Raw genomic sequence first — 24,753 nt, forward strand, 5'->3', positions numbered from 1 at the left:
ACCTCCTTGTTCCTAACCCTGCATGAAACAATACTTAAATATAATATCACAGTAAAAATTGCTCCGTCAACTGTCCTAAAAACATTTATTTCTCTTTGCCATTATAGTACAATGTTGATTAGTCCATAATATTTCCGAAGAAATAGTTCGTGGGCTGGTCGGCATGGCTCTCAAGAAGCTTGGGAACCGCCGCAAAGCGTAGAGGACGAGAGGATAGCCCATCATAGATTTATGATCCATTTATCATGATAAGTCTTTTATTTACTGCTTGGGCATTTCGTCAGCTATAAGCTATGAAATAGATATGAAATTTACGACAAGAAGTGTTATGGGTATCAAGCCAGGAAGGGGAATTCTCATTGAGTAAGCGTTCTTTGAATGGAACAGAATTTACCGCGATGGTCCTAGCCGGAGCGGAGCAGCTGCAGCAGCATGCAGAACACGTCAATTCCCTGAATGTGTTCCCGGTGCCGGACGGCGATACGGGGACCAACATGAATTTGACGATGACTGCAGGTGTGGCAGAACTGAAGAGTAAGTACTCGGAGTCCGTCGGGCAAAGTGCCGGTGTGCTATCCAAGGGGCTTCTGATGGGAGCCAGAGGGAACTCGGGGGTTATTCTGTCCCAGCTGTTCCGCGGTTTCAGCCGATATGCGGCACCTTATACAGAACTAAATTCTCATCAATTCGCCGCAGCACTGCAGACAGGCGTAGAAGCTGCGTATAAAGCTGTCGTGAAGCCTGTTGAAGGCACCATCCTTACCGTAGCTAAAGAAGCGGCCAAGCATGCGGTCTATTTCTCCCGCCGCAACAACGATATCGTGGAATTGATGGAGCAGGTGTTGGCCAAAGCCAAAGAAACACTGTCCCAGACGCCTGATATGCTCCCTGTTCTGAAGCAGGTTGGCGTTGTGGATTCGGGTGGTCAGGGCCTGGTTTACATTTATGAAGGTTTCTTGCAGGTGCTGAGAAAAGACGCTCCGTCCGGATCGTTTGCTGTTGCGGAAGGACAAGCTGAACAGAGCAGCAAGGCACCGGCCTTCCAAGCGGTTCCTGACTTCTCGGCGGTTCAAGCTCCGGCCTCAGCCCAGTCCAGACTGTCCACAGAGGACATTGAATTTTTATACGACATGGAATTCTTTATTAATAGGCAGCTCGGGGAAGGAACGGGTGCAGACTTTGATGAAGATAAGTTCCGGAAAGCGCTTGCAGTGAATGGTGATTCCATCATTGTTATCGCCGATGACGAGACCATCAAAGTTCATGTGCATTCCAAGGCTCCGGGCGAAGTGTTGAACCTGGCACTACTGTATGGAGAAATTACCCAGATTCATATATTGAATATGCGCGAGCAGCACCGTGATTTGCTGACAACGGGAATGGACATCGCACCGATGCCCGAGTTGTTTGCGGATATTCCGGCAGAGACCGTAACACCGGAAGCTCCGGCTGTTCCTCCGGCAGACGAGATCGCACCGTACGGTTTCATTGCGGTATCGTCAGGGGAAGGCATCTCTGACATATTCAAAAGTCTGGGCGTTGACGTCGTTCTCTCCGGAGGACAGACGATGAACCCGAGCACCGAGGATTTTGTCAATGCGATTTCTTCGATCTCGGCTCAGCAGATTTACATTCTGCCGAACAACTCCAACATCGTGCTGGCTGCCCAGCAGGCGAGAGAGCTTCTCGAAGGCGAGCGCAGCGTAACGGTCATTCCGAGCAAGACGATTCCGCAGGGGATCGCGGCTGCATTTGCTTTCCAGGAAGATGAGAATGCGGATATGAATACCGACAACATGCTGGATGCGATCACTCGTGTGCAATCAGGTCAGGTAACCTATGCCGTTCGGGACACAACGATTGATGATCTGGAGATCAAGGCCGGTCAATTCATCGGCATTCGCAATTCCAATATCGTTGCAGCGAATGAGGATTTGATTACGACCTCCCAGGATTTGCTGGGTAAAATGCTGGAGTCCGGCGATGAAATCGTGACTCTGCTTACCGGGGCGGACGCAAGCGAAGAATCGACCAACGCACTTACGGAGTGGCTCGGCGAGCAATACCCTAACGCAGAGGTTGAGGTACACTACGGCGGACAGCCGATCTATTCCTATCTGTTCTCCGTTGAGTCTTGATAAACAACGCTTTGACATTATGCAAGGTACATTTTAGGAGGGGTTCCGGTGAATAAGACCGTTATTGTGACAGACAGCACAGCGGATATTCCGGCAGACCTGGCGAAGCAACACAACATTCATATTGTGCCGCTGAGACTTATGTTCGGGGAAGATACGTATTTGGACGGAGTCGAAATTACGCCGGGAGAGTTCTACAAAAAGCTGGTGCAGTCGCCCCAGCTTCCAACGACCTCCCAGCCTTCACCCGCAGATTTTGTAGCTGTGTATGAGTCCATTCTGGAACAGCACCCAGGCTGCTCCATTGTGTCCATTCACATCTCATCCGGCTTGAGCGGAACGTATCAGTCCGCATTGCTTGCAACCTCTCTAATCGAAGGAGAAGCGGATATCACCGTATGGGATTCCAAATCGGCGTCCTACGGTTTCGGACTATTCGTGGTTCATGCAGCGAAGCTCGCACAAGAAGCTGCGGCTGTTCCAGATATTATTTCGTCGCTTGAGGATCTTCGCTCCAAGCGCCGTCTCTACTTCCTGGTAGACACGCTGGAGTATTTGCAGAAGGGTGGGCGAATTGGCAAGGCTTCGGCTGTGCTTGGCACCCTGCTTAACATTAAGCCGATCCTGTCCATTGACGGCGAAGGCATTATCTTTCCGGTAGACAAGGTCCGCGGTCGCAAGAAAGCGACGGCCAAAATCATTGAGCTGTTTCAACAGGATCTATCCGGTGTGAAAAATATTAAAGTGGCTGTGGGTCATACAGCTGACCCTGCTCAGGTTGAGGATTTTCTGCAGCAGCTGTCCGCTGTGTTTACGATCGAGGAAACGGTGTATTCCGAGATCGGTCCGGTTATCGGCACGCACGTTGGACCGGGAACCATTGCAGCATATATATGGCCTGCTTAAGTGAGGTAGATGATATGAGTCTCAAACTCGATCAAATATCCGTCAGACAGATCAACGGCGTGAGCGCCCTGAAAGAGGGGGAGCTTCACGCCTTTGGCGTCTCTACGGTCAAGGATCTTTTGGAGTATTACCCCTTCCGGTATGAGGATTACCGGCTCCGTTCCCTGAGTGAAGTCAAGGACGGGGACAAAATTACCATTCAAGCCAAGATCGCGAGCGTGCCGGTACTGCAGCGCTACGGGCGTAAATCCCGTCTCACCTGCAAAATGCTCGCTGAAAACTGGATGTTCACCGCAACCTGGTTTAACCGGCATTTTCTGAAAGACCAGCTTACGGCCGGCCGGGAGATCGTGCTGACGGGCAAGTGGGATCAGCGCAGAATGCAGCTTACGGTGTCCGAATCCGAGTTCCCGGATAAGGGAGCCTTTCGCAGCGGAACGCTGCAGCCGGTGTATTCCATCGGCGGGAAGATCACGCAATCCTGGATCCGAAAAACGATGGGACAGGCATTGGAGCAATACGGGGAGATGATTCCCGAGATTTTGCCGCAATCCTTGCTCAGGAAATATGATCTGATGCCGCGTAAAGCGGCGATCATGACGATCCATCAGCCCGTTGACTCCCGGGAAGGTCAGGAAGGGCGGCGCCGGATGGTGTACGAGGAGCTCTTCTTGTTCCAATTGAAAATGCAGGCGTTCCGCGCGCTAAACCGGAGTCGGATGGACGGTGTTGTACATACGGCTGACAATGCAACGATCCGCGAGTTCGTGCGCAGCTTCCCGTTTGAGCTTACCGATGCGCAGAAGAAGGTGGAGCTGGAGATTTTGCATGATATGCGTTCCCCTTACTGCATGAACCGTTTGCTTCAAGGGGACGTCGGTTCGGGAAAAACGATTGTTGCCGCCATCGCTCTGTTCACAACGGTGCGCTCGGGCTTTCAAGGAGCCTTGATGGTGCCGACGGAGATTCTTGCCGAACAGCATATGCGTTCCCTGCAGAAGCTGTTTGAGCCCTTTGGCATTACCGTCGGCCTGCTGACGGGCAGCGTAACGGGGAAGAAGCGTAAAGACCTGTTGGCTTCCTTACAGATGGGGTTGACGGACGTTGTCGTGGGCACCCATGCGCTCATCCAGGATGATGTGTACTTCCGGGAGCTGGGACTCGTCGTAACGGACGAGCAGCATCGTTTTGGCGTGAATCAGCGAAGCGTACTTCGCCGTAAAGGCTATAACCCGGATGTGCTCACGATGACGGCGACGCCGATTCCACGGACGCTGGCAATTACCGCCTTTGGCGATATGGATGTATCCACGCTGTCAGAGCGTCCGAAAGGTCGTATTCCCATTACGACCTATTGGGTCAAACATGAACTCATGGACCGTGTGCTCGGATTTATTTCCCGGGAAGTAAATCAAGGACGTCAGGCATATCTGATTGCTCCTTTGATTGAAGAATCGGACAAGCTGGACGTTCAGAATGCGATCGATTTGCATGTCCAGATGCAGCAAGCCTTTCCTACATATGCTGTGGGCTTGCTGCACGGCCGTATGACGCCTGCCGAGAAGGATGAGGTCATGCGCCAATTCTACAGCAATGAGGTCCAGCTGTTGATTTCCACGACGGTCGTTGAGGTTGGCGTCGATGTGCCGAACGCAACCCTGATGATCATTATGGATGCCGATCGCTTCGGTCTGTCCCAGCTGCACCAGCTTCGGGGCCGCGTTGGCCGTGGGCAGCATGCATCGTATTGCGTACTTGTGGCCGATCCGAAATCGGAAGTGGGTCAGGAGCGGATGCAGGTTATGACCGAAACCGAGGACGGCTTCGAGGTATCCCGGAGGGATTTGGAGCTACGGGGCCCTGGCGACTTTTTCGGTACGAAGCAGAGCGGACTGCCGGAGTTCCGGCTGGCCGACATGGTCGCCGACTTCAAAGTAGTGGAGGAGGCCAGGGGCGATGCAGCGGCTCTGGTCAGCGACAGTTCCTTCTGGACGTCTCCTGAATATGAACCATTACGCGACTTTTTGCAGCAGGAGAAGATCTTTCAGGGCGATATCATGGATTAATAACATGAATCTGTTGGCACAATGGACAGACCTTCGTCATATACTCAAAAAAGGTAGCAGCATTTATGACTGGAGGTGCTTCAACATTGAGTTATCAGCAGTACGGGATTAGTCCGCAGCTGGTTGAACGAATCAAGCTAAAAATGAAAAACCCGGCGGTCAAGGAAAGAATTAAAGGGCTGACTCAGGGGTTGACCAAGGCAGATCTTCAAAATAGCGCAAAAGTCCATCAATTGATCCGGACTGCCAGCGGCATCTTGAATGAAAAGCTGAGCTCCACGCAGGAGCAGCAAATGGTTCAATTCGTGCTTGCACAGCGCATCGATCCGAACAACACCTTCCATTTGATCAAGCTGTGGGGTATGTTTCGATAACAATTGGATGACATCAAGGATTGACTTTGCATAGAAGAAGCCCCTCTCGGGAGTGTTTTCTCCTTATGAGCAGGGGCTTTTAAATTTGGGATATGCAGGGATAAAACGTTCCTGACGTTCTTCCGCAAATGGAGTTTTTGATTTATGTTCCAATCGATAGAAAAGAAACCGGCAAGTTGAGAAAAAGCGGAATTTGAAGAGGAATCCCGAACCTTTCCGAAAGATTTAGCTGCCTGTAATGGAGCGGATGCAATCCTCCGAGTCATTTTTAACGGAGTTCACGGTGGTGCTGACCGGTACGGCCTGCATTTCCTCCGCGGGGTAAGGTCTCAGAAGCTCTTTGAGGGATTGCAGGAAGGAAGGGCTGCTATCATTGGAATGAGAAGACGTCTGTCGTTCAAGCCATAGTGCTTCGTCTGCGGGTCTCAGAATGACAGGCATCCGGTTATGGATCGGCTCCATGAGTTGATTGGGTGCGGTGGTGATGACGGTGCAGGTGCTGAGCTTATCTCCGCCCGGGGTGATCCAGGTATCATACAGACCGGCCATGCTGAATATTTCACCGTTCCTCAAGCCGATGCGAAAGGGCTGCTTGCCATTGTCGTTTTTTTGCCATTCGAAAAAGCCATCTGCAGGAATCAGGCATCTTTTCCGATAAAAGGGCATCCTAAAGGCAGGCTTGTCTTCCAGCGTTTCACTGCGCGCGTTGATCATTTTGGCTCCGGCCGAGGAATCCTTGGCCCAGGATGGGACAAGCCCCCACTGCAGCTGACCGATTCGGTTGGTGCTGCCGTCGTTAATAATCGCCGTGACCATCTGCGTTGGAGCGATGTTGTACCGGGGAATGTGAAAGGGAGATACCGATTCGGGATCGATGAGATATCTGGTCATCAGTTCTTCCCAAGTGACCGTGAGTGTAAAGCGTCCGCACATCGTTTCAAGCCTCCTGTTATTTGCTGTCGCTTAAGATTTGAATAGATTGTCTAATTAAGATTTTTAATGAGTTCAGAACGAATTTGCTACGTAGAGATTTTCAGTGCATTTGTGTTTGAGTATATCAAATATTGCCTAACATACCAAAAGGGTCTGGCTCATTGCCAGACTGAGCATCATGAATGGAGGATTTTTCGTGTTTGATTTAAAAGCTAACGGTACCTCGGTTAAGACAGAAGTTGTTGCCGGGGCCACGACGTTTTTCACGATGGCGTATGTGACCGTTGTGAATCCGCTGATACTATCGCAAGCAGGTGTGCCCTTTGAGCAGAGCTTCACGGCTACGATTATTGCCGCTGTGATTGGTACACTGCTGATGGGGCTTGTAGCCCGCTACCCGATCGCTGTGGCGCCGGGGATGGGCTTGAATGCCTACTTCACCTATTCCGTTGTTCAGGGACACGCCGGACTTGGGTATATTGAAGCTTTCTCGGCGGTATTTATAGCCGGTATTCTGTTTTTGGTGTTATCGATGACTTCCCTGCGGCGCAGGCTGATTGAGATGATCCCGTCGAATCTGAAGCATGCGATTACGGTCGGTATTGGCCTGTTTATTGCTTTTATCGGTTTGCGGATGAGCGGCATCATTACAGCGCATCCGGACAATCTGGTAGCGCTCGGCGATCTGCACCAGCCATCGGTTGTACTGGCCTTGGTAGGACTTGCGGTTACGCTTGTGCTGCTGGCCCGCGATGTGAAAGGTGCCTTGTTTATCGGTATGATTATCACCGGGATTATTGCTTATTTTGCCGATATGCTGTCCTTTACGAGCGGGATTATGTCGGTACCTGCGCTGCCGGAAGGCATCTTGGTATGGAACCCGATTACCGCTGCCTCGGATGTGATCAGGCATGGGCTCTATGCCGTTGTGTTCTCGTTCCTCCTGGTGACGCTGTTCGATACCACAGGTACGGTAGTTGGTGTGGCGGAGCAGGCGGGGCTGATGAAGGATAACAAGCTGCCTCGTGCAGAACGTGCCATGTTCTCCGATTCGGTGGCAACCGTGGCCGGATCCATGGTCGGTACAAGCCCGACCACCGCTTATGTTGAATCGGCAGCCGGCGTTGGCGCAGGCGGTCGGACTGGATTGACGGCGGTCGTCGTTGCCGCATTATTCGTGGTTGCCGCCTTTTTCAGTCCGCTGATCGGCGCGGTTGCCGGGTTATCCGCCATTACGGCACCTTCGCTCATCGTAGTGGGCTGCCTGATGCTGAGCAGCGTTCAGCACATCCGGTGGAATGATTTTGATGAAGCGTTCCCCGCGTTTCTTGTCATCCTGACCATGCCGCTTACGTCCAGCATCGCGACCGGGATCGCGCTCGGTTTTATTTCATACCCGCTGATGAAAATCGTGAAGGGCAAGTGGAAGGCGGTTCACCCGTTGATGTATATTTTTGCCGTGCTGTTCGTACTGCAGCTAGTCTTTGTCCCGCATTGATTTATACACGTGAAAATCCCCTGCCAGGCCTAAGCAGACCTGGCAGGGGATTTTGGTGTATGCCGATAAAGTATTGCAGCCGAACACCGAATTCTCGCCGATGGATATTTTCTCCGAAAATGAGCGTGAGGCTTGCTTGTAACGGGTCGTGATGATGCTGCAACGGTTCCGGGTTGTTGTTTTCGTCCGGATACAGGGATGCTGCTCCTGGTGGCCATGGACGCATCGGGCTCAGCGAGCTCGGCTCCATACGTCCGCGTACTTCGTGACGAGGCCGTGCTCGTCAACCTCCAAATCCGCTTGATAGGCTCCATCGTTACTCTCATAACGATAGGTATACTCGCCCGTACGCGTATATTGCTGGGGAAGGGGGGCAATGGTTAGACTCGGGAACTGAATCCAAACGGCCGTCATGGACGCGCTCTCTCCAGGCCTCAGCTTCAAGCGTCGGATCGGCAAGGAATTGGTGGAGGGGGTAATTCCGAGGTCAATGTCGGTCACGCCGGCAAATGCGGTGAGCTCGGTATCGCCGTCCCACCAGCGGCCGTCATTATCCCGCTCCAGGTGAAGGGACTGAACTTCCGTGCCGATTGAGAGCTTAATCTTTACCTTCCGGGTCTGCCAACTGCGGGTGGTTTCAACCTCATAGGAGCAGTGAAGCGGCCGGCCTTCCAGGCTGGCTACGACCATTCCGGTGAGCGTAAATCGGTGATGATGTCGATAGAGCCGACCATGCTCCAGAGAGGGGAGATCGTGTCTGTTCCAGAGCAGCGACTGCAGGAGCTGATCCGAGTTTGTGTTCAATAGTCCGTTTGGTTTCATTTCTTCTTCAACGTGCATATTGTCGTTCATGTGAGATCCCGTCCTTTATCAAAAGAGTATGAATGCGCATACATTCCCTTAACTTCGTTTACCTCGTAATTTGCTTAGTCCCCGTATACTTGCAGTTGTACCTTTTCCTTGTTTCGAGCCGTGCTCTGATCCTCTCTTAAATCCATTGCGGGGGTGACCGCTTGTGCTTCTCGCCCTGCTTCTCCAACTGCGGATATCCCGTTCCCGCGCATCAAGCAAAAGCGGTAGAATGACGCAGTCCTTGCAGACAGCAGCTCTTCCTAGGTTTGCAGTGGAGACGTTCATCCTCACCATCATATACAAACATATGTTTGTTATGCAACTGATAAATACAGAGTATGACAAAATACGAATTCAGACAAAGGAACTTTAGGTAGTTTCACCAGATATGCTGTAAGCTTTTTTTTCTTCTTGATAGTTTTCTGATAATTACCGCTTATAGTCAAACGTAGCCACAAATGAGATGGATTTACGAAAGGAGTTTGATTTATGGGGAAGTCTTTCAAGCGTTGGCTCGTCTTGACGTTCAGCATATTTATTCTATTAACAGGATGCGGGAGCCTGAAAGATTTCACACAAAAGGTGATAGATGAAACAGAAAAAACCGCCCATTTTACATTGGATCTCGAGGAGGATACTCCATATACCATTGAGCAGCTCATCGATGATGGCCAGTTGGACAGAGTTGTTTTTGGCGGAAGACTGTATGAACTAAAGGATGAAGTCAATCCGAAGTCCAAGGGAGAGTATCTAGGGTTCATTGGGCAGACGCATTATGTGGATCAAGAGGGGAAGAGGTGGACAGAAGAGGAGCTAAAGAAGCCATATGTTTACTACAATCCGAAAGACATTCGAGAGAAACAGCCTTTGACCTACGGTTCCGCCTATCGATACAAACGGCAGCCTGAAGGCAGTTTCGACCTGATTATCATTGAGCTCAACAAAAAGCTTTTTCAAGCCAAGATGGTGCAGGGGGATTAGGGATTATCGCATCTTTGAAACATTTATTATGAAAGGATGAATGATTGTTGAAGGGTCAATTGTTAGAAATGAAGAAGGTCTCAAAAAGCTTTGGTAAGGAAAAAGTCGTAAAAGAGCTGTCGTTGCAGGTGCCTGAAAATTCCATATATGGATTGCTCGGCCCTAATGGAGCCGGAAAGTCCACCACACTTAAGATGCTGACCGGCATCATTACGCCGACATCCGGCAGCATTTGGTTTGATGGTCATATCTGGAGTCGGCGGGACCTTGGCCAAATCGGAGCGCTGATCGAATCCCCACCCATTTATGAAAATTTAACAGCTTTCGAAAATTTGAAGGTTCGGAGTCTGCTGCTCGGACTGCCGGACTCTCGGATCAAGGAAGTTTTAAATATTGTAGATCTTCAGTATACCGGCAAAAAAACGGCAAGCCAATTTTCTATGGGGATGAAACAGCGGCTAGGTATAGCGATTGCCCTTCTGAATCGTCCCCGGTTGCTTATCCTGGATGAGCCTACCAACGGCTTGGACCCGGTTGGAATTCATGAACTTAGGGAGCTTATTCGTACCTTCCCCCGTCTAGGTATGACCGTGATTCTCTCAAGCCATATACTGTCCGAGGTTGAACAAATCGCCGATCGTATCGGTATCATCAGCCAAGGCGTTTTGGGATATCAGGGAGAGATCCAATCAGGACAAAATTTGGAGCAGTTATTTATGGACGTGGTTGCTGCCCATAGGATCAGAGGTGGGGTAGTACAATGATGGATTTCCTTCGGTCAGAACATCTGAAACTGAAACGCACATTCTCATTGAAGCTGCTTATCCTAGTCCCTTTCGCAAATGTGGCATTTTCTTTCATCATGAATCCCATGTATTTTGTATCCAATACGATCAATTGGTGGTCCATTCTGTTCCTGCCGCTCACGATTGCGCTATGGTGCTGCCTGACACATCAAAAGGAACAGCGAGCTTCGAGTTATTCCGGCGTCTATCTGCTACCGGTTTCTGTGAAAAAAATATGGTTTGCGAAGCAGTTAGTAATTTCTATCTATTCCCTTGCTGCGATGATGGTTTATCTTGTTGTAATGGGCATTGCCGGCATGCTGTTATCCGGAGAGCTTATCGTTAATGTTAGGACTCTTGTGGCTGTTTTGGTACTCTGGATCACAACGCTTTGGGAAATTCCTTTGTGTTTATGGCTGGCTCGGAAATGGGGAGCGGCCTTGGCCATGGGATTCAACATTGTGTGTGCATTGGGGTTTGGAATTCTGCTCTCTGCTCGGACGTTATGGTGGGCATGTCCATGGAGTTGGTCCATTCGGCTGATGTCTCCGGTTGTCAAGGTACATCCCAATGGAACCTTGCTTGAACAAGGACATCCCCTTCTTGAGTTGCAGGTTCTTCCGATTGGAATCGGTTTGTCGATATTGCTGACCCTACTCCTATGTTTATGGACGATGCAGCGATTTGAGCCACAAAAAAGCGCATAAACAATAGGGAGGGTAAAGTAGGAGTATGAGTTTGTGGAGATGTTTAAGAGCGGATTTGTTAAAGCTTCGAAGAACCAAGATTTTATGGATTCATGTTGCGATTCCAGTCGTATGTGCAGTGCTTTTTCTGGGTTACTTCCATGGTAGAAAGATGGATTCTTTTCAGATGTATTCCTTTTACATGGAGAGCATCGGCGTTGCACTGCCCTTGCTTCTTGGGATGATCACCGGCTTGATGGTTTACCAAGAAAGACGTGCAGGGCACTTTCAAGTACTTCTTAGTGGTTCCGCATCCCGCTTATCAGGATATACGAGCAAGCTGCTGCTCTTGATTTTATTCGAGGCTTTTTCGATTCTTTTGGCTGTAGTACTATGGGTAGCAGGGATGAAATGGGTATTGCACTTGACCGATATTCCTTTGTGGAGTTACTTTTACGGATGGCTTTGGCTTACAGGTTCCAGTCTATTGATATGGATCGTACAACTTTTTTCAGCCTTTATGTTTGGAATGGGTGCTTCGATTCTATTGGGAGGCGCAGGGCTTCTGTTATCGGCACTTATGGCGACAGGGTTGGGAGATGGGATATGGATGTATGTCCCTTGGGCCTGGGGAGTTCGTTTCAGTGGGTTAACCGGCCTATTGCAAGAAGGAACCTTGCCGATGGAATTGGTGGACTATGTTCAAGATGAGTTAAAGCAGGGGCTTGTGTTTGCGACTTTGCTAACTTTAGCCGGTCTGGTTTTAAGTATGATCTGGTTTCGCCGATGGGAAGGCAAGCAAGCGCATGAATAGGCTGTTATTATAGGGAAAGACGTGATAGAAATGGCCAAAATCTTGGCGATTGACGACGACTCTGACATTTTAGCATTAATATCCAATATTTTGCATCGCGACCAACATGTCGTGATAACCCTTCAGGAAGTTACAGACATTAATCCAGAATTTTTTCAAGAATACGATCTGATCCTTTTGGACGTCATGATGCCTTATGTGGATGGCTTTGAGCTATGCAGGAGGATTCGGGGGTTTGTCAGCTGCCCCATTCTCTTTCTTACAGCCAAATCCCAAGAGGAGGATGTGGTTAACGGCTTGATGACGGGAGGGGATGATTATATTGCAAAACCGTTTGGCGTAAAAGAGCTGCGTGCGCGGGTAAATGCCCATTTGCGGAGGGAATCCCGGGAAAAGAACGTATCGAGGATGACCGTCGCGGGGGTTACTTTTGATTATGACGCCAAAGAAGTGTGGGTGGGGGAGCAACAGGTTCGGTTAACCCCCAATGAGTATAAGATATGCGAAATGCTTGCCAGACGGAAGGAGCGGGTATTCAGCCGGGAAGAAATCCATCAAGAGATATATGGAATCGATGGGGATGCCCTGTTTACTACGATTACGGAGTTTATACGGTCAATCCGCAGTAAATTTAATGCGTGTGGAGTGTCTCCGATCTCGACGGTCTGGGGAGTGGGCTACCGATGGCAAAACGACTGAAACAGACAACTCTACGTGTAGAGCTGCTCAAATACGTCATTTCATTAACCGTGTGTCTCGTTTCAATCGTACTTATAGGCGTATTCCTAAACCAGCTCGCCATTAATTCAGGGCTTGTGGTAAACGCTAATTATGATGAACGACGCGTGCTTGAAGCTGAGTCGATGATACAGGAAACTCCCCAATTCAAGAGGGAGCTGGTTCCCGATGAGATCCCGTTCGTTGTGCTGAAAAAGCCTGCGCTTGAAGTGGTAGATGGATCACTGGATGCTGCGGGAATGTCCTCGGCCATTCGGGCGATCCAGAACAGGACGGCTTACCAGGGACAATCGGTATACCGGGTCGTTGAGAGAGAGGATGCATACGTTGTTTTACATTATAAGGTTCGTACGCGCTTTACCTCACCGTTTTTAAGGGAGCATTTTCCGGATTATGAAGTGACAACCATCGCGCTGGGCATTGTATTGATCATAGGTGTGGTGTTGGCTGTCACTTCGGTGTTCGCGAGGAGACTTCAACGCCAATTCGACCGTATACAGGAGCTGACCCGAAGCATTCAAAACCAGGATCTGAGTCTGGAAGCGCAGGGGTCCCCGATTAAAGAATTCGATGATGTCATGACCTCCCTTCAGGAGATGGCAAAGGCGTTAGAGGCCTCACTGAAAGCGCAGTGGAAAACAGAAACTCGAAAGCGGGAACAAATCGCTGCCTTGGCCCATGATATCAAGATTCCGGTAACGATTATTAAAGGAAATGCCGAACTGTTAAATCTTGATGAACAGAGCGAGGAGCATGCGGGATATACCGAATATATCTTGAATGCGAGCAATAGGATCGAACATTATGTTAACATGCTTATTCAACTGTCCAAGGCCGAGCAGGACATGGCGATCATTAAGAAACCGACCTGTCTTAAGGATTTTATAGATGAACTCGTTCAGGACTTTACGGGTTATATCGGACATCGGAGGATTGAGCTTGAATTCGATGTTATGGAAGGATTGAAGATTGAACAGTCGACGATCTACATAGACAAAGCGCTGCTTCATCGAGCATTGATGAATATCTTGACAAATGCCGTGGATTATTCGCCTGATGGAGGGAAGATAGGACTCACGTTAATCAAGCGAGACCAACTCCTGTCATTTCGTGTGACTGACAGCGGACCGGGCTTTACCCTTGAGGACCTCGAGCAGGCTACCCAGTTGTTTTACATGGGAGACAAGAGCCGCACAGCTACAGGACACTACGGAATCGGGTTGACCTTTGCCAGCAATGTTGCAAAGCTCCATCATGGAACTTTAACGCTTCGCAATCTTCAATGGCAGGGTGGAGCTGAGGTTACATTTCGAATTCCCATCGATCGAAGTCACTGACTCCGTGGCTTCGGTCTATTTGATTTTCCATGATTTGGAGGGGCTGTACCGAATTAATTTCCGGAGCAGTCCCTTCATCGTGTGACTTTCCGATATGCCGAAGAAACATTATGTTATTTGGAGCAACATCGAAGCCAGAGCAAGCAGGGCAAACACTTTCCCCGGGTGAGCTGATGGATACTACTCCTCGGTTCTTAACCAGCACTCCACAGAAACACGATCGGTTGAAAATCCCGCATTGCACCAGAACCCCACCCATAAAACGCTTATTCCGTATATGGACTTGAAAACGTATGTGAAGTAATATGAAAAGATCGTATATCTCATACGGCATCATTTCATCAAGAGTAGGGGTACAGCTTCCATGAACATACCTAAACAACGCATCAAAATCAGTCTAGCCATGGTTATGCCTGCGCTGGTTTCATTATCCATTCTCATGACGATGTCGATTATGTTCTATATCCAGTATAAAAACGAGAAACGATCCTTATACAACAACACCATGTCGCTTAATTTATCCTCCGCACAAAAAATGGCGGTTACCCTTGAAGCGATTTTCTCAGGGATGCGCCAAAGTCTTCGCGCCTCTGCCAACAATCCGGCTATTGAGGCCAGCGCGGCATCCGATCAAAAGGAGCTGCAGGTCATTTTTGATCTGATGCTGCAGAGCAGCCCTTATTTCAACTCCGTATTTTGGGCCGATCAAGCGGGTACCATTCGCGTGGTTTCTCCTGTGGGGAATAATTTGAATCAGGCCCGATTAAAAACGGAGGGGACTACGGAGGCGCTACAGGAGAGAAAGTCCTATATATCTGCACCGTATAGAACGCCTGCCGGACGCTGGATTGTTCTTGCGAGCGAGCCGATTTTTGACAGCTCCGGCGAGTATCACGGTATGATTGCCGGCACAATCTACTTGGAAGAGAACAATATATTGCATCGGATCTTCGGTTCCGGTGCGGGGAATGAGGAAGAATCCTACTCCTATATCGTGGATGCCCGCGGGAGGCTGCTCTATCATCTGGATAAAAGCCGGGTAGGGGAGGACGTAAGCTCTAACGGCGTGGTAAAGCGGCTCATGAGCGGCGAGAGCGGCATGCAGCGTGTCATGAATACGGATGGTGACGATTATTTGGCCGGTTATGCCAGCGTTGCAATGAATGGCTGGGGGATTGTCATGCAGACGTCGGTAAGTTCCATTCTGGCCGATGTCGACCGCAACTTGGAAGACCAACTGAGAAGCATGCTTTTTCCGATCGTGCTTATGCTGGTCATAGCCGCCTATACGGCTGCAAGAATTGCCGCTCCGTTTACCCGGCTGTATAAATTAACGAAAATGGTAGCAGCGGGACAAACGGTGTCTTCTCAGGAATTCCGGCCGCATTGGAATCGGGAAGCCGATCAATTGAACCGGATCATGGGGGTGGCTGCCGAATCGCTGGCCAAGCAGACCCTTTCGTTACAGCAGGAAGCCATCACGGATCCATTGACGGGGCTGTCCAATCGCCGAGAGCTGGAACGCTGCCTTGATTCATGGGAAGCGCTTAGGGATCCATATGCTGTTTTAATGCTGGACATTGACCATTTTAAAAGCGTAAACGATACATATGGCCATCAAACCGGCGACCAGGTCCTGAAGCTGGTGGCGGCGGTCATGAACGATTGCGTTCCAGAGGGTGCGGTCTGCTCTCGTTTCGGCGGGGAGGAGTTTGTCATTCTTCTTCGGAAGCATAGTATGGATGAAGCCTATCGTTTGGCTGAGCGAATTCGCAATGCGATTCAGAATTCCAAAACGCCTTATTCGCTAACACTTACCGTATCGATCGGCGTCTCCTTGTATCCTGAACATGGCAGCCGAGAGGATGTATTCCAGGCAGCGGATATGGCGTTATACCGGGCGAAGGACGAAGGACGTAACCGGACGATTGCGGGTGTGATATCGGCATAATGTACAAGCCATCGGCATGGCAGGTCTCTCCGGGATCAAGCAGCCGATGGGATGACCTCTGAATTCATCAGGGGTCATCTTTATTATGATTCGGAGCTGAGTTCGGCACATATCTGCATACTTGTAATCAGGAACACTTTCCATTAGTATATAAGCATTAAGTTATATGGATGCGGTATGTTGAATATTATTTTTCTCATTAAAGGGGTGAAACTTAATGGAGCATATGAACGAAATGGCCGAGAAACTCAAATTGCTTGGGGATAAAACAAGGCTTACCATGTTGACGCTCCTCAAGGAAAGAGAATGGTGCGTTTGCGAGTTTGTGGAAATATTCGACATGTCACAGCCCGCAATCAGCCAGCATTTAAGAAAGCTTAAGTCCCAAGGCATCGTAAGTGAAGCCAGACGAGGTCAATGGGTTTATTATTCCTTGCATGTTGAGGATAAGCCATATATTCAAGCGGTGTTGCATGAGATGCCAAGCGCGCAAGAAATTCTGTCATCGCTAAATAAGAGCATAAACTGTTCCTGTGATTAACCGATAATCCGTCTGAAATATGAATGAGGTTCGAGGGGTAGAGATAGTCGATGTTCATTATATAAGGATATAGTTATATATTGATCAAGAGAAGAAGCATAACTGTATTCAAGGTCATTACGTTATTGGAGGGTTTATACATTGGTTTCTGTTGTTTTGGCCAGCATCATTTTTTTAATTACTTTGGTTTTTGTCATTTGGCAGCCTAAACATCTATCCATCGGATGGTCGGCTTGCGGAGGTGCGGTGCTGGCACTGCTCGCTGGCGTCGTTGACTTTCAGGATGTATGGGATGTCACCGGAATCGTATGGAATGCTACGCTCGCCTTTGTTGCGATTATTATCATCTCATTGATTCTGGATAAAATCGGTTTATTCGAATGGGCTGCCTTGCATATGGCGAATGCCGCTCGAGGCAACGGTATCCGGATGTTTGTGTATGTATCTGTTCTTGGCGCTGTTGTCTCCGCATTTTTTGCAAATGACGGTGCGGCTCTGATCTTAACGCCGATTGTGCTTGCCATGGTGCGGGCGCTCCATTTCGACGAGAAGAAGGTGTTTCCCTTTATCATCGCAAGCGGCTTTATTGCGGACACAACTTCACTCCCGCTGGTGGTCAGCAATCTGGTGAATATCGTATCGGCTGATTACTTTGGCATTACGTTTACCGAATACGCCAGCCGAATGCTGGTTCCCAATCTTTTCTCGTTAGCGGCGAGTGTCCTTGTGCTTTACTTGTTTTTTCGCAAAAGCATACCGCAAAAGTTTGACGGGAGCGAGCTCAAGCAGCCGGCAACGGCAATTCAAGACCCTGCCATGTTCCGCTTGTCCTGGATTGTTTTGAGTATGCTGATGGTCGGTTACTTTGTGTGTGAATTTGCGGGGATTCCGGTATCGATCGTGGCTGGAGTTATTGCGATACTCTTTCTGCTGATGGCGAGAAAAAGTCAGGCTGTGCCGACCAAGGAAGTGCTCAGAGGCGCACCATGGGCGATTGTCTTTTTCTCGATCGGCATGTATGTCGTGGTCTATGGCTTGCGAAATGCCGGTCTTACTGATTTTCTGGCAAGTGTGATACAGCAGATCGCCGACCAAGGGATATTTGCCGCAACCATGGGCATGGGCTTCATTGCTGCAATCATTTCTTCCATCATGAACAATCTGCCGACGGTGATGATTGATGCGTTAGCAATCGATGCGACAAACACTTCGGGCGCCATCCGTGAGGCGTTAATTTATGCGAATGTCATCGGTTCCGATCTGGGTCCCAAAATCACGCCGATCGGTTCGCTGGCAACCCTGCTGTGGCTGCATGTCCTTTCGACCAAAGGCGTGAAGATCAGCTGGGGGACCTACTTTAAGACCGGAATTATATTGACTATTCCGACATTGTTTATAACCCTCTTAGGTTTATATATTTGGTTAACCATACTTTGATTGAAGCGATAAGGGAGAAAGGGAGAGGACCAATATGACAAAAAAGACGATATACTTCTTGTGCACAGGCAATTCCTGCCGCAGCCAAATGGCTGAGGGATGGGCCAAAAAACATCTGGGTAATGATTGGAACGTCTACAGCGCGGGGATCGAAGCTCACGGCCTAAACCCGAATGCGGTTAAAGCGATGAATGAGGTGGGGATTGATATTTCGAGTCAAACCTCCGATATCATTAACCCGGAGCTGTTAAATCAAGCCAACCTGGTGGTCACCTTGTGCGGCGATGCAGCCGATCGTTGTCCGATGACGCCTCCGCATGTTCGCCGAGAGCATTGGGGCTTTGATGATCCAGCCAAGGCACAGGGGACCGACGAAGAAAAATGGGCTGTTTTCCAGCGCGTACGCGATCAAATCGGCGAGCGTATTCAACAATTTGCGGAAACCGGGGAATAGTACGAAAACTGTGCCAGGGCCCGGACGCTTCCTTGAGAAGATACTGATATCCTGGTATACCAAGAACGCCCCTACTCGCGGGCGTTCTTTTTTGTCAACAACTCCTTTATGATTCATCCAAGGTTCAGGTACTGATAGCCGCCGTGGCTACCACAAAGCACAGGCTGGAGAGAGCAGCCGGTTCTGCCTATTGAATCGTGGCGCGCAGAGCTTCCGCGAACCTCGTTATTCCGGATGGGATATCCTCGGCTCTGGCACGGGCATAAGTAAATCTCACATAACCGGAAGCGGAACCGTACACGCTGCCTGGCGCAAAAATTACGCCTTTTTGAATGGAAGTCTCCAGCAGCTTGCTGTCATTCACGTCCGGAACGATTTTGCACCAGAGATGCAGGCCGCCCTCGGGCACATGGAAATGGACCAGGCCTTGAAGTTCTTTCTGAAGGGCCTCGATCAGTAAATCCCGCTTGTACAACAGGCTTGCTCTTAGCCTGTCCAGGTGCGGAGCAAAATAGGAAGAATTGAGGAACTGTCCGGCCAAGCTTTGAGGCACCACGCTCAATCCGAAATCCATCTGCTGCCTGGCGTCCGCAAGCCGCTCCACCACGGAATTCGGGGCGACCATCCAGCCTACGCGGAGGCCGGATGCGGCTATTTTTGAGAAAGACCCGATGTACAATACCGAGCCGACGGAATCCACCGATTTCAAGGGGACAGGCGGAGAACACTGATAGGCCGTTAAACTGAAGGGATCATCCTCAACGATCGGTAGCCCCAGCTTACTAGCCATATCAAGCAGCTGGGATCTTCTCTCATGGTCCATAATGGTGCCCGTGGGATTCTGGAAATTCGGATTAATGAATATCATCTTGATCCGGTGTTTCTTGTAAAGGGAGCGGATGTCGTCCGGTTGTACCCCTCGTTCATCGACAGGGAGCCTGAACAATCGGAGCCCTGCGGATTGAAACATCGGCAGCGAATAACAATAGGATGGATCCTCGATGGCCACAGCGTCACCAGGTGACAGCAAGCACTGTGTAATGAGATACAGCGATTGCTGGGATCCTGACGTAATCAGTATGGACGATTCGGTAGTATGAATCCCGCGATACTTTTTGAGATAGGTAACCAATGCTTGTCTGAGTGGACCATATCCTTGTGGATTGTCATAACCGAAATAGGACAGACTGGGTTTCTGGCTCATCAACGTATTCATTTCTTGGATCGGTGCCAAATCCCCGGCGAGCTCCCCGCTGGCAAAATCAATCAAAGAAGGATCATGCGCCAACGCTTCCCGAATCCGGCGGAGAAAAGGGGGGTTAGGCAGAAAATTTCCTCCCTCAGCGTAACGGCGCCAGTTCGGCGTATGCTTCGGCGTGGCGCCCCACTTGGAACTGCTGACCCGCGTACCGCTCCCGGAACGGCTCTCTATGATTCCAAGCGCCCGAAGCTCCGAGTAAGCCAGAACCACGGTGCTTCGATTAACTCCGATTTGCTCCGCCAGTTTTCGCTCGGAGGGGAGTAAGCTGCCTGGAGGAAACTCACCGTAAGATATTCTTTGCTCCAAAGCATCAGCAATTTGCTGATATAGAGGTTGTGTGCTGTTGCGATCCGGCTTCCACACCTTCCTCATCCTTTCATGAACATATTCAGCTGTTTCTGTCTGTAATGTTAATCATATCACTATGCTTAAATGAAGGGTTTTCATAATTTCATCATTACGATGACAAATATCCAGTACACCGGTAGAACATGGAGGTTATATCGATTGTAAATCGGATAGGTCACCATAACCCTGCCGGGATAGGGGGGAATCGCTGCAGTTTCTTGACAAAACTTAAAAACAGGAATAAAGTATGATTTAATTAATCGTAATAATTACGATTATGAAACACGAGAATAGGAGGTGTTGAATATGCGAGTGACGGTAACTTTGGCATGTACGGAAACCGGCGACCGTAACTATACAACGACTAAAAATAAAAGAAATCACCCGGAGCGAATGGAATTGCGCAAATATTGTCCACGCTTGAAGCGGGTGACGCTTCATCGGGAAACCAGATAGCGAATACAACGTAAGCCGGACCTATCATCCGGCTTATTTGACTTCAAGCGAAATGGGATTACACTAAAATAACAGAATGCAGCGATGTGAACGAGGGGGATGGATGGGATGAACCAGGAACGACATGATTCCAGCGGTGAGCTGCTCCTGAGCACACATACCCCGGAACAGTGGAGGCGGAGAAGGCAGGAGCTTAACGAATGGATCAACAGACCCAAGGTGCGCAAACAGCCCAAACGGACACGGTTATTCGGCGATACTTCTGTCGATGAGCAGTTATATCCGATATTGATCCAGCTGCAAAAGGCGGGATTGGAGACCGAGTTTTCCTGCGCCGGCGTAAGCCCGCTGGATGAACCCGTTGATCATTCCCTGTATGCCTACCTGACGTTTTTCGCGAGTGGTCCTGCGGAGAAGTTCGCGAACATTCTGATGGGAAACATGAGACATCGAGCGCTGATTACCTATGAGCCTGCCCGTCAACGCTATGACGTGTCATCGTTTTTTATCGGACATAACCGTTCCTTCTGTCTGCTTCTGCAGCACAGTGCGGATCGGTTACTAATATAAGGAGTCGTGATCGAATGACGAGAAGCATCATGGAATGGGATGCGGGCGAATGGACAACCGAACCGGTATCGGTGACAAAAGAAGGGTACCATCTGAAGGTAGAGTCGAGAGAAGGCAGTGATTATTGGGAGAAAACCTTGTACGGATTTCAACGCGACAGCGGGCATTCACTGCTTACCTCGTGGGATCACGATGCGGCCATGGAGGTCACTTTTGAATTGGATTCCTTTACAGAACTTTACGACCAGGCTGGGATTATGCTTATGAACGCTCCGGGACAGTGGATCAAAGCAGGGATCGAGATTAATGACGGAATCCCGCAGCTTGCCACTGTCGTCACCGATGGATATTCGGATTGGTCGCTCGCGCCGGTGCCGGAGTGGGTTGGCGAGCGTGTCACGATCCGTGCCTCGAGGCTGAATGATGCAGTCATCATCAGGGCAAGAACCGGCAAGCATCCTTGGCGAACCGTCCGCGTTGCCCCATTCCCTACCGGGACAGAATGTCAGGCCGGACCTTTTGTTTGCTCGCCGACCCGTACCGGACTGAACGTAACATTCACGCATTGGGTGAGGACGGAACCGGATAGCGACATCCATGTCGACCCGCCTATTGAAGCTGAAGTGTAGGAATATGTGCGGGTTTTGGTCGAATCAAGGAACTGGAATAGCGATAAAGAGACTTCACCTGAATGTCGTTACCGGTGAGGTCTCTTTTATATGCCGGTCCTCTGTATCAATTGCCACAGCGGGCATGCTGCGTGTATTGATATATTGAAGGTGGACACACGAACCTGCGAAATATTGATCACGTCCAGCAAAGGGGATACAACCATATGCGAAGCAAAGAAAGTGTTGCTATTAAAGAACGGTTGACCGCAGAGGGATTTCATCATAAATGGGAAAATGCCGGAACGATTCGGCAATATATCGAAACCTTGCCTCCGTATCCTGCACTTTCAGAGGAACAGGAAGGATTGGAAACCCGTTGTTTTCACAGCGGATCCGGCTTGAGTATGAATTATTATATATCGCATGGCGCGATGGAACAGGGGACCATCGTTTATGTGCACGGCGGAGCTTATATCGAAGAGATTCTTCCACCCCATTTTGCTTTTGCCAAACAGTGGACGAAGCGAACCGGATTCACCGTCATCATACCGAATTATCCCACCGTCCCGGCTATAGATGCGAAGAAGCTGACGGGGCTGATGCGCGAATTTTACAAGTACATCTGCGCCCAGACGGGGAGTCCGGTATTTCTAATGGGTGATTCGGCAGGTGGAGCGCTGGCTCTCGATATGGCCCAATCGGTAAAAGGAACGCCGCTTGTCCCAAAGGGATTAATTCTGCTCTCGCCATGGGCGGATGCAGCCACGGACAACCCCCAGATTGCCGCACTCGCTATACCGCAGCGTGACGTCTTTCTACAGCCGGCCGGACTCGGAGAGGTCGGTAGGATGTATGCAGGAAGCCTTCCTGTGGACGACCCAGCGGTCAGTCCTTTGTTCGGCGAGATGGGAGGCCTTCCCCGCACGGTCATCCTTGTCGGAACCGATGACTCCTTGCTGCCGGACGCTCGTTTGCTGCGCGATAAACTGGTCCGAGAAGGCGTTAATGCCGAGTATTGGGAATACGAGAACATGATGCATGTGTGGCCTCTGTTTCCGATGCCTGAAGCCGAAGAAGCACTGGAGCGGATGCATCAATGGGTGGCGTGCAATGGAGGCAAGCCCTAATGGAGGGTGAAGGACCATCCAATTGGATGGTCACAACTGTCGCGCAATTGGATGGTGTGCATTAGTCGATTGTTCATTATAATGAGGCAGAAATGACAAATGAATGATTATTACGGTTGATCCTGATGCCTCAGGTTCTATAATAGAATGTATATAATGAATAATCGAATGGGGTTGTTTGTGGTTGGTTATGTATATTATCGTCATCGCACTGGCATTAATTGGAGGAGTTTCCACGCTTCTTGTAGGATTATCTCAGGAGAATAAGAAGGCAAACCCGAACTATGAGCGGAAAACAAAAACCAATCTCACGAAGCTGCTCATCATTTATCTTGTTTCGTTAATTGCGTTTATTGTGATATGGATGATGTTTAGATAATTGTAGAGGCCGTAACCTGGAATGATGACCGGGGAGCGGCCTTTTTTATTCCGATAAAGGACTTGCGGGTGAAGCCGACGAAACATGATGCTTGCCAGACTGTCCCGGTATTATGTTTTATTCATGATGATCATTGGAACCTGGGTCCATTTGATGTATTCTGGAGACATCAGCTCAACGGAAATTGTGATCATTGCTTACTTTCAGATGCGAGCTGTGTTCACTTCAGGATGGTTTATGAATGGATGAGAAGAAAGGACAGCATCACTAATCGATAAGGGAGGTCTTAGGATTACATGGCATTAAACATAGGAATGATCGGCACAGGCTGGTTTAGCAAAGTACATGCGGATATTCTGTCCAATATGGATGGAGTGAATGTTGCGGCTTTTGTCGGGACGAGCCAAGAGAAAGCGGAAGCAGCGGTAAAGAACTACGCCACGGCCAGGGCATATAGTGATGTTGAGCAAATGCTGGATAAAACCAAGCCTGATGCGGTTTATATCTGCGTTCCGCCGTTTGCGCATGGCGATATCGAATCCCAGCTTGTGCAGAGGGGTATTCCATTTCTGGTAGAAAAGCCGCTTGGGACAAACCTGGCTACACCCAAACAGATTCTGCATGGGGTGAAGAAGGCTGGATTATTGACATCGGCCGGGTATCATTTTCGTTATACGGATGCAGCCATGAAGGCTGCCGAGATGCTGGATAGCCGGAAGATCGGGATGGCACTTGGCTACTGGATGGGAGACATGCCGCAGGTATACTGGTGGAGACAGCAGGAAGGCTCCGGAGGGCAATTTATCGAGCAAACCACCCATATGGTTGACCTGCTTCGCTGCCTGCTGGGAGAAGTGGATGAAGTGTATGCGGCGTTCGCCCATAGAGCCATGCAGGACATTCATGAGGGAGTAACGGTACACGACGTGGGTACCGCGACGCTGAAATTAAGGAGCGGGGCGGTGGCAACGATCTCCAACACCTGCATGCTGCCGGAATCGGATAAGGTAGGCTTGGCCATCTATACGGAGCAAGGAGTCATTGACATTCAACCCGATAAACTCATCGTCAAGGAAAAAGGAAGAATAACGGAAATCCGCAATGCAGCTAATCCTTATCTTCGAGAGAGTGAAGCTTTCATCCATGCGCTGCGCACAGGCGATGCTTCCGGAATCTTATCGACCTATGAGGATGCCGTCAAAACGATGGAAGTTACCTATGCGGCTTTGCGGTCAGCCGAAACGGGAGTACCGGTAAAGGTCGGGGAATGATCATCAACCCCTCACCGCGGTCTGTCTGAAAAGTACGTCGATCGACGTTATTCTTATGTTCGTCGACCAGATTCATAATGATTGCATTAGGGATGTCCCATGAGATCTTCAGGTCTTATGGGACATTCTTTTTTTTTGTTCAAAAAGCGCTCCGTGCACGAATCGTTCCTTTCGAAGGGGTTTTTCGGGCGACAAGCCATCAACAAGGGAATTCTCTTAGGAATATAGGTGTTTCCCTA

The 24,753-nt window shown here is 49.6% G+C and carries 24 protein-coding genes; 21 read left to right on the top strand and 3 right to left on the bottom strand.

Features of this window, described 5'->3' with window-relative positions; all coding sequences use genetic code 11:
* The first annotated feature begins 359 nt into the window (after positions 1-359).
* The 4 genes from BJP58_RS30110 to BJP58_RS30125 all read left to right on the top strand — a co-directional run bounded on the left by BJP58_RS30110 (position 360) and on the right by BJP58_RS30125 (position 5,484).
* Entirely contained in the window at positions 360-2,138 is a 1,779-nt protein-coding gene (locus BJP58_RS30110) for a DAK2 domain-containing protein (protein WP_194541756.1), read from the top strand.
* 48 nt (positions 2,139-2,186) lie between these two features.
* Positions 2,187-3,044 (top strand): DegV family protein, encoded by an 858-nt coding sequence (locus tag BJP58_RS30115; protein ID WP_194541757.1) that lies wholly within the window; start codon positions 2,187-2,189, stop codon positions 3,042-3,044.
* Between the two features lie 14 nt (positions 3,045-3,058).
* The gene (gene recG, locus BJP58_RS30120; RefSeq protein WP_113057117.1) at positions 3,059-5,110 is read left to right on the top strand and encodes an ATP-dependent DNA helicase RecG; all 2,052 of its coding nucleotides are present in this window, start codon (positions 3,059-3,061) and stop codon (positions 5,108-5,110) included.
* 86 nt (positions 5,111-5,196) lie between these two features.
* Positions 5,197-5,484, top strand: a complete 288-nt coding sequence (locus tag BJP58_RS30125) for a stage VI sporulation protein F (RefSeq protein ID WP_113057116.1) — start codon at positions 5,197-5,199, stop codon at positions 5,482-5,484.
* A gap of 225 nt (positions 5,485-5,709) precedes the next feature.
* On the opposite strand, the gene BJP58_RS30130 is transcribed toward BJP58_RS30125, so the two are convergent.
* Positions 5,710-6,417: an SOS response-associated peptidase gene (locus BJP58_RS30130; RefSeq protein WP_194541758.1), complete on the bottom strand. Its 708-nt coding sequence runs from the start codon at positions 6,415-6,417 to the stop codon at positions 5,710-5,712.
* A 196-nt stretch (positions 6,418-6,613) separates the two neighbouring features.
* Here BJP58_RS30130 and BJP58_RS30135 point away from each other — a divergent pair, with 196 nt between their 5' ends.
* Positions 6,614-7,915, top strand: a complete 1,302-nt coding sequence (locus BJP58_RS30135) for an NCS2 family permease (RefSeq protein WP_194541759.1) — start codon at positions 6,614-6,616, stop codon at positions 7,913-7,915.
* 231 nt (positions 7,916-8,146) lie between these two features.
* Here BJP58_RS30135 and BJP58_RS30140 read toward each other — a convergent pair whose 3' ends face one another.
* A complete protein-coding gene (locus BJP58_RS30140) occupies positions 8,147-8,767 on the bottom strand; it encodes a putative glycolipid-binding domain-containing protein (protein ID WP_194541760.1) in 621 nt (206 codons plus the stop codon).
* Positions 8,768-9,256: 489 nt separating this feature from the next.
* Between BJP58_RS30140 and BJP58_RS30145 the strand changes: the two genes are divergently transcribed.
* From BJP58_RS30145 to arsC, 10 genes are all read left to right on the top strand, one after another.
* Entirely contained in the window at positions 9,257-9,748 is a 492-nt protein-coding gene (locus BJP58_RS30145) for a NisI/SpaI family lantibiotic immunity lipoprotein (protein ID WP_194541761.1), read from the top strand.
* Positions 9,749-9,816: 68 nt separating this feature from the next.
* The gene (locus BJP58_RS30150; protein WP_199341191.1) at positions 9,817-10,512 is read left to right on the top strand and encodes a lantibiotic protection ABC transporter ATP-binding protein; all 696 of its coding nucleotides are present in this window, start codon (positions 9,817-9,819) and stop codon (positions 10,510-10,512) included.
* Positions 10,509-11,240 carry a lantibiotic immunity ABC transporter MutE/EpiE family permease subunit gene (locus BJP58_RS30155; RefSeq protein WP_194541763.1) on the top strand — a complete coding sequence of 244 codons (732 nt, stop codon included), beginning with the start codon at positions 10,509-10,511 and terminating at the stop codon, positions 11,238-11,240. Before BJP58_RS30150 ends, BJP58_RS30155 begins: the two co-directional genes overlap by 4 nt.
* A gap of 25 nt (positions 11,241-11,265) precedes the next feature.
* Positions 11,266-12,033, top strand: a complete 768-nt coding sequence (locus BJP58_RS30160; protein ID WP_194541764.1) for a lantibiotic immunity ABC transporter MutG family permease subunit — start codon at positions 11,266-11,268, stop codon at positions 12,031-12,033.
* A 30-nt stretch (positions 12,034-12,063) separates the two neighbouring features.
* Positions 12,064-12,732, top strand: a complete 669-nt coding sequence (locus tag BJP58_RS30165) for a response regulator transcription factor (protein WP_194541765.1) — start codon at positions 12,064-12,066, stop codon at positions 12,730-12,732.
* The gene (locus BJP58_RS30170) at positions 12,717-14,108 is read left to right on the top strand and encodes a sensor histidine kinase (protein ID WP_194541766.1); all 1,392 of its coding nucleotides are present in this window, start codon (positions 12,717-12,719) and stop codon (positions 14,106-14,108) included. The genes BJP58_RS30165 and BJP58_RS30170 overlap by 16 nt, the downstream gene beginning before the upstream one ends.
* A 364-nt stretch (positions 14,109-14,472) precedes the next feature.
* Positions 14,473-16,059: a sensor domain-containing diguanylate cyclase gene (locus BJP58_RS30175; RefSeq protein WP_194541767.1), complete on the top strand. Its 1,587-nt coding sequence runs from the start codon at positions 14,473-14,475 to the stop codon at positions 16,057-16,059.
* 217 nt (positions 16,060-16,276) lie between these two features.
* The gene (locus BJP58_RS30180; protein WP_194541768.1) at positions 16,277-16,600 is read left to right on the top strand and encodes an ArsR/SmtB family transcription factor; all 324 of its coding nucleotides are present in this window, start codon (positions 16,277-16,279) and stop codon (positions 16,598-16,600) included.
* Between the two features lie 141 nt (positions 16,601-16,741).
* Positions 16,742-18,037: an arsenic transporter gene (locus BJP58_RS30185; protein ID WP_194541769.1), complete on the top strand. Its 1,296-nt coding sequence runs from the start codon at positions 16,742-16,744 to the stop codon at positions 18,035-18,037.
* A 34-nt stretch (positions 18,038-18,071) separates the two neighbouring features.
* Positions 18,072-18,491, top strand: coding sequence for an arsenate reductase (thioredoxin) (gene arsC, locus BJP58_RS30190; protein WP_194541770.1), 420 nt, complete (start codon positions 18,072-18,074; stop codon positions 18,489-18,491).
* 187 nt (positions 18,492-18,678) lie between these two features.
* On the opposite strand, the gene pdxR is transcribed toward arsC, so the two are convergent.
* Complete coding sequence (gene pdxR, locus BJP58_RS30195) at positions 18,679-20,115, bottom strand: MocR-like pyridoxine biosynthesis transcription factor PdxR (RefSeq protein WP_194545115.1); 1,437 nt, start codon at positions 20,113-20,115, stop codon at positions 18,679-18,681.
* Positions 20,116-20,406: 291 nt separating this feature from the next.
* Between pdxR and rpmG the strand changes: the two genes are divergently transcribed.
* The 6 genes from rpmG (at position 20,407) to BJP58_RS30225 (ending at position 24,514) form a co-directional block, all read left to right on the top strand.
* Positions 20,407-20,556 carry a 50S ribosomal protein L33 gene (gene rpmG / locus BJP58_RS30200; RefSeq protein ID WP_098742858.1) on the top strand — a complete coding sequence of 50 codons (150 nt, stop codon included), beginning with the start codon at positions 20,407-20,409 and terminating at the stop codon, positions 20,554-20,556.
* 108 nt (positions 20,557-20,664) lie between these two features.
* On the top strand, positions 20,665-21,126 hold the full coding sequence (locus BJP58_RS30205; RefSeq protein WP_194541771.1) for a hypothetical protein: 462 nt from the start codon (positions 20,665-20,667) through the stop codon (positions 21,124-21,126).
* 14 nt (positions 21,127-21,140) lie between these two features.
* Entirely contained in the window at positions 21,141-21,755 is a 615-nt protein-coding gene (locus BJP58_RS30210; RefSeq protein ID WP_194541772.1) for a DUF1349 domain-containing protein, read from the top strand.
* Positions 21,756-21,961: 206 nt separating this feature from the next.
* Positions 21,962-22,864 (top strand): alpha/beta hydrolase fold domain-containing protein, encoded by a 903-nt coding sequence (locus tag BJP58_RS30215; protein ID WP_194541773.1) that lies wholly within the window; start codon positions 21,962-21,964, stop codon positions 22,862-22,864.
* A 190-nt stretch (positions 22,865-23,054) separates the two neighbouring features.
* Complete coding sequence (locus BJP58_RS30220; RefSeq protein WP_194545116.1) at positions 23,055-23,243, top strand: hypothetical protein; 189 nt, start codon at positions 23,055-23,057, stop codon at positions 23,241-23,243.
* A gap of 296 nt (positions 23,244-23,539) precedes the next feature.
* The gene (locus BJP58_RS30225; protein WP_194541774.1) at positions 23,540-24,514 is read left to right on the top strand and encodes a Gfo/Idh/MocA family protein; all 975 of its coding nucleotides are present in this window, start codon (positions 23,540-23,542) and stop codon (positions 24,512-24,514) included.
* The last annotated feature ends 239 nt before the right edge of the window (positions 24,515-24,753 follow it).

The organism is Paenibacillus sp. JZ16 (assembly GCF_015326965.1).
Classification (GTDB): Bacteria; Bacillota; Bacilli; order Paenibacillales; family Paenibacillaceae; genus Paenibacillus_AQ.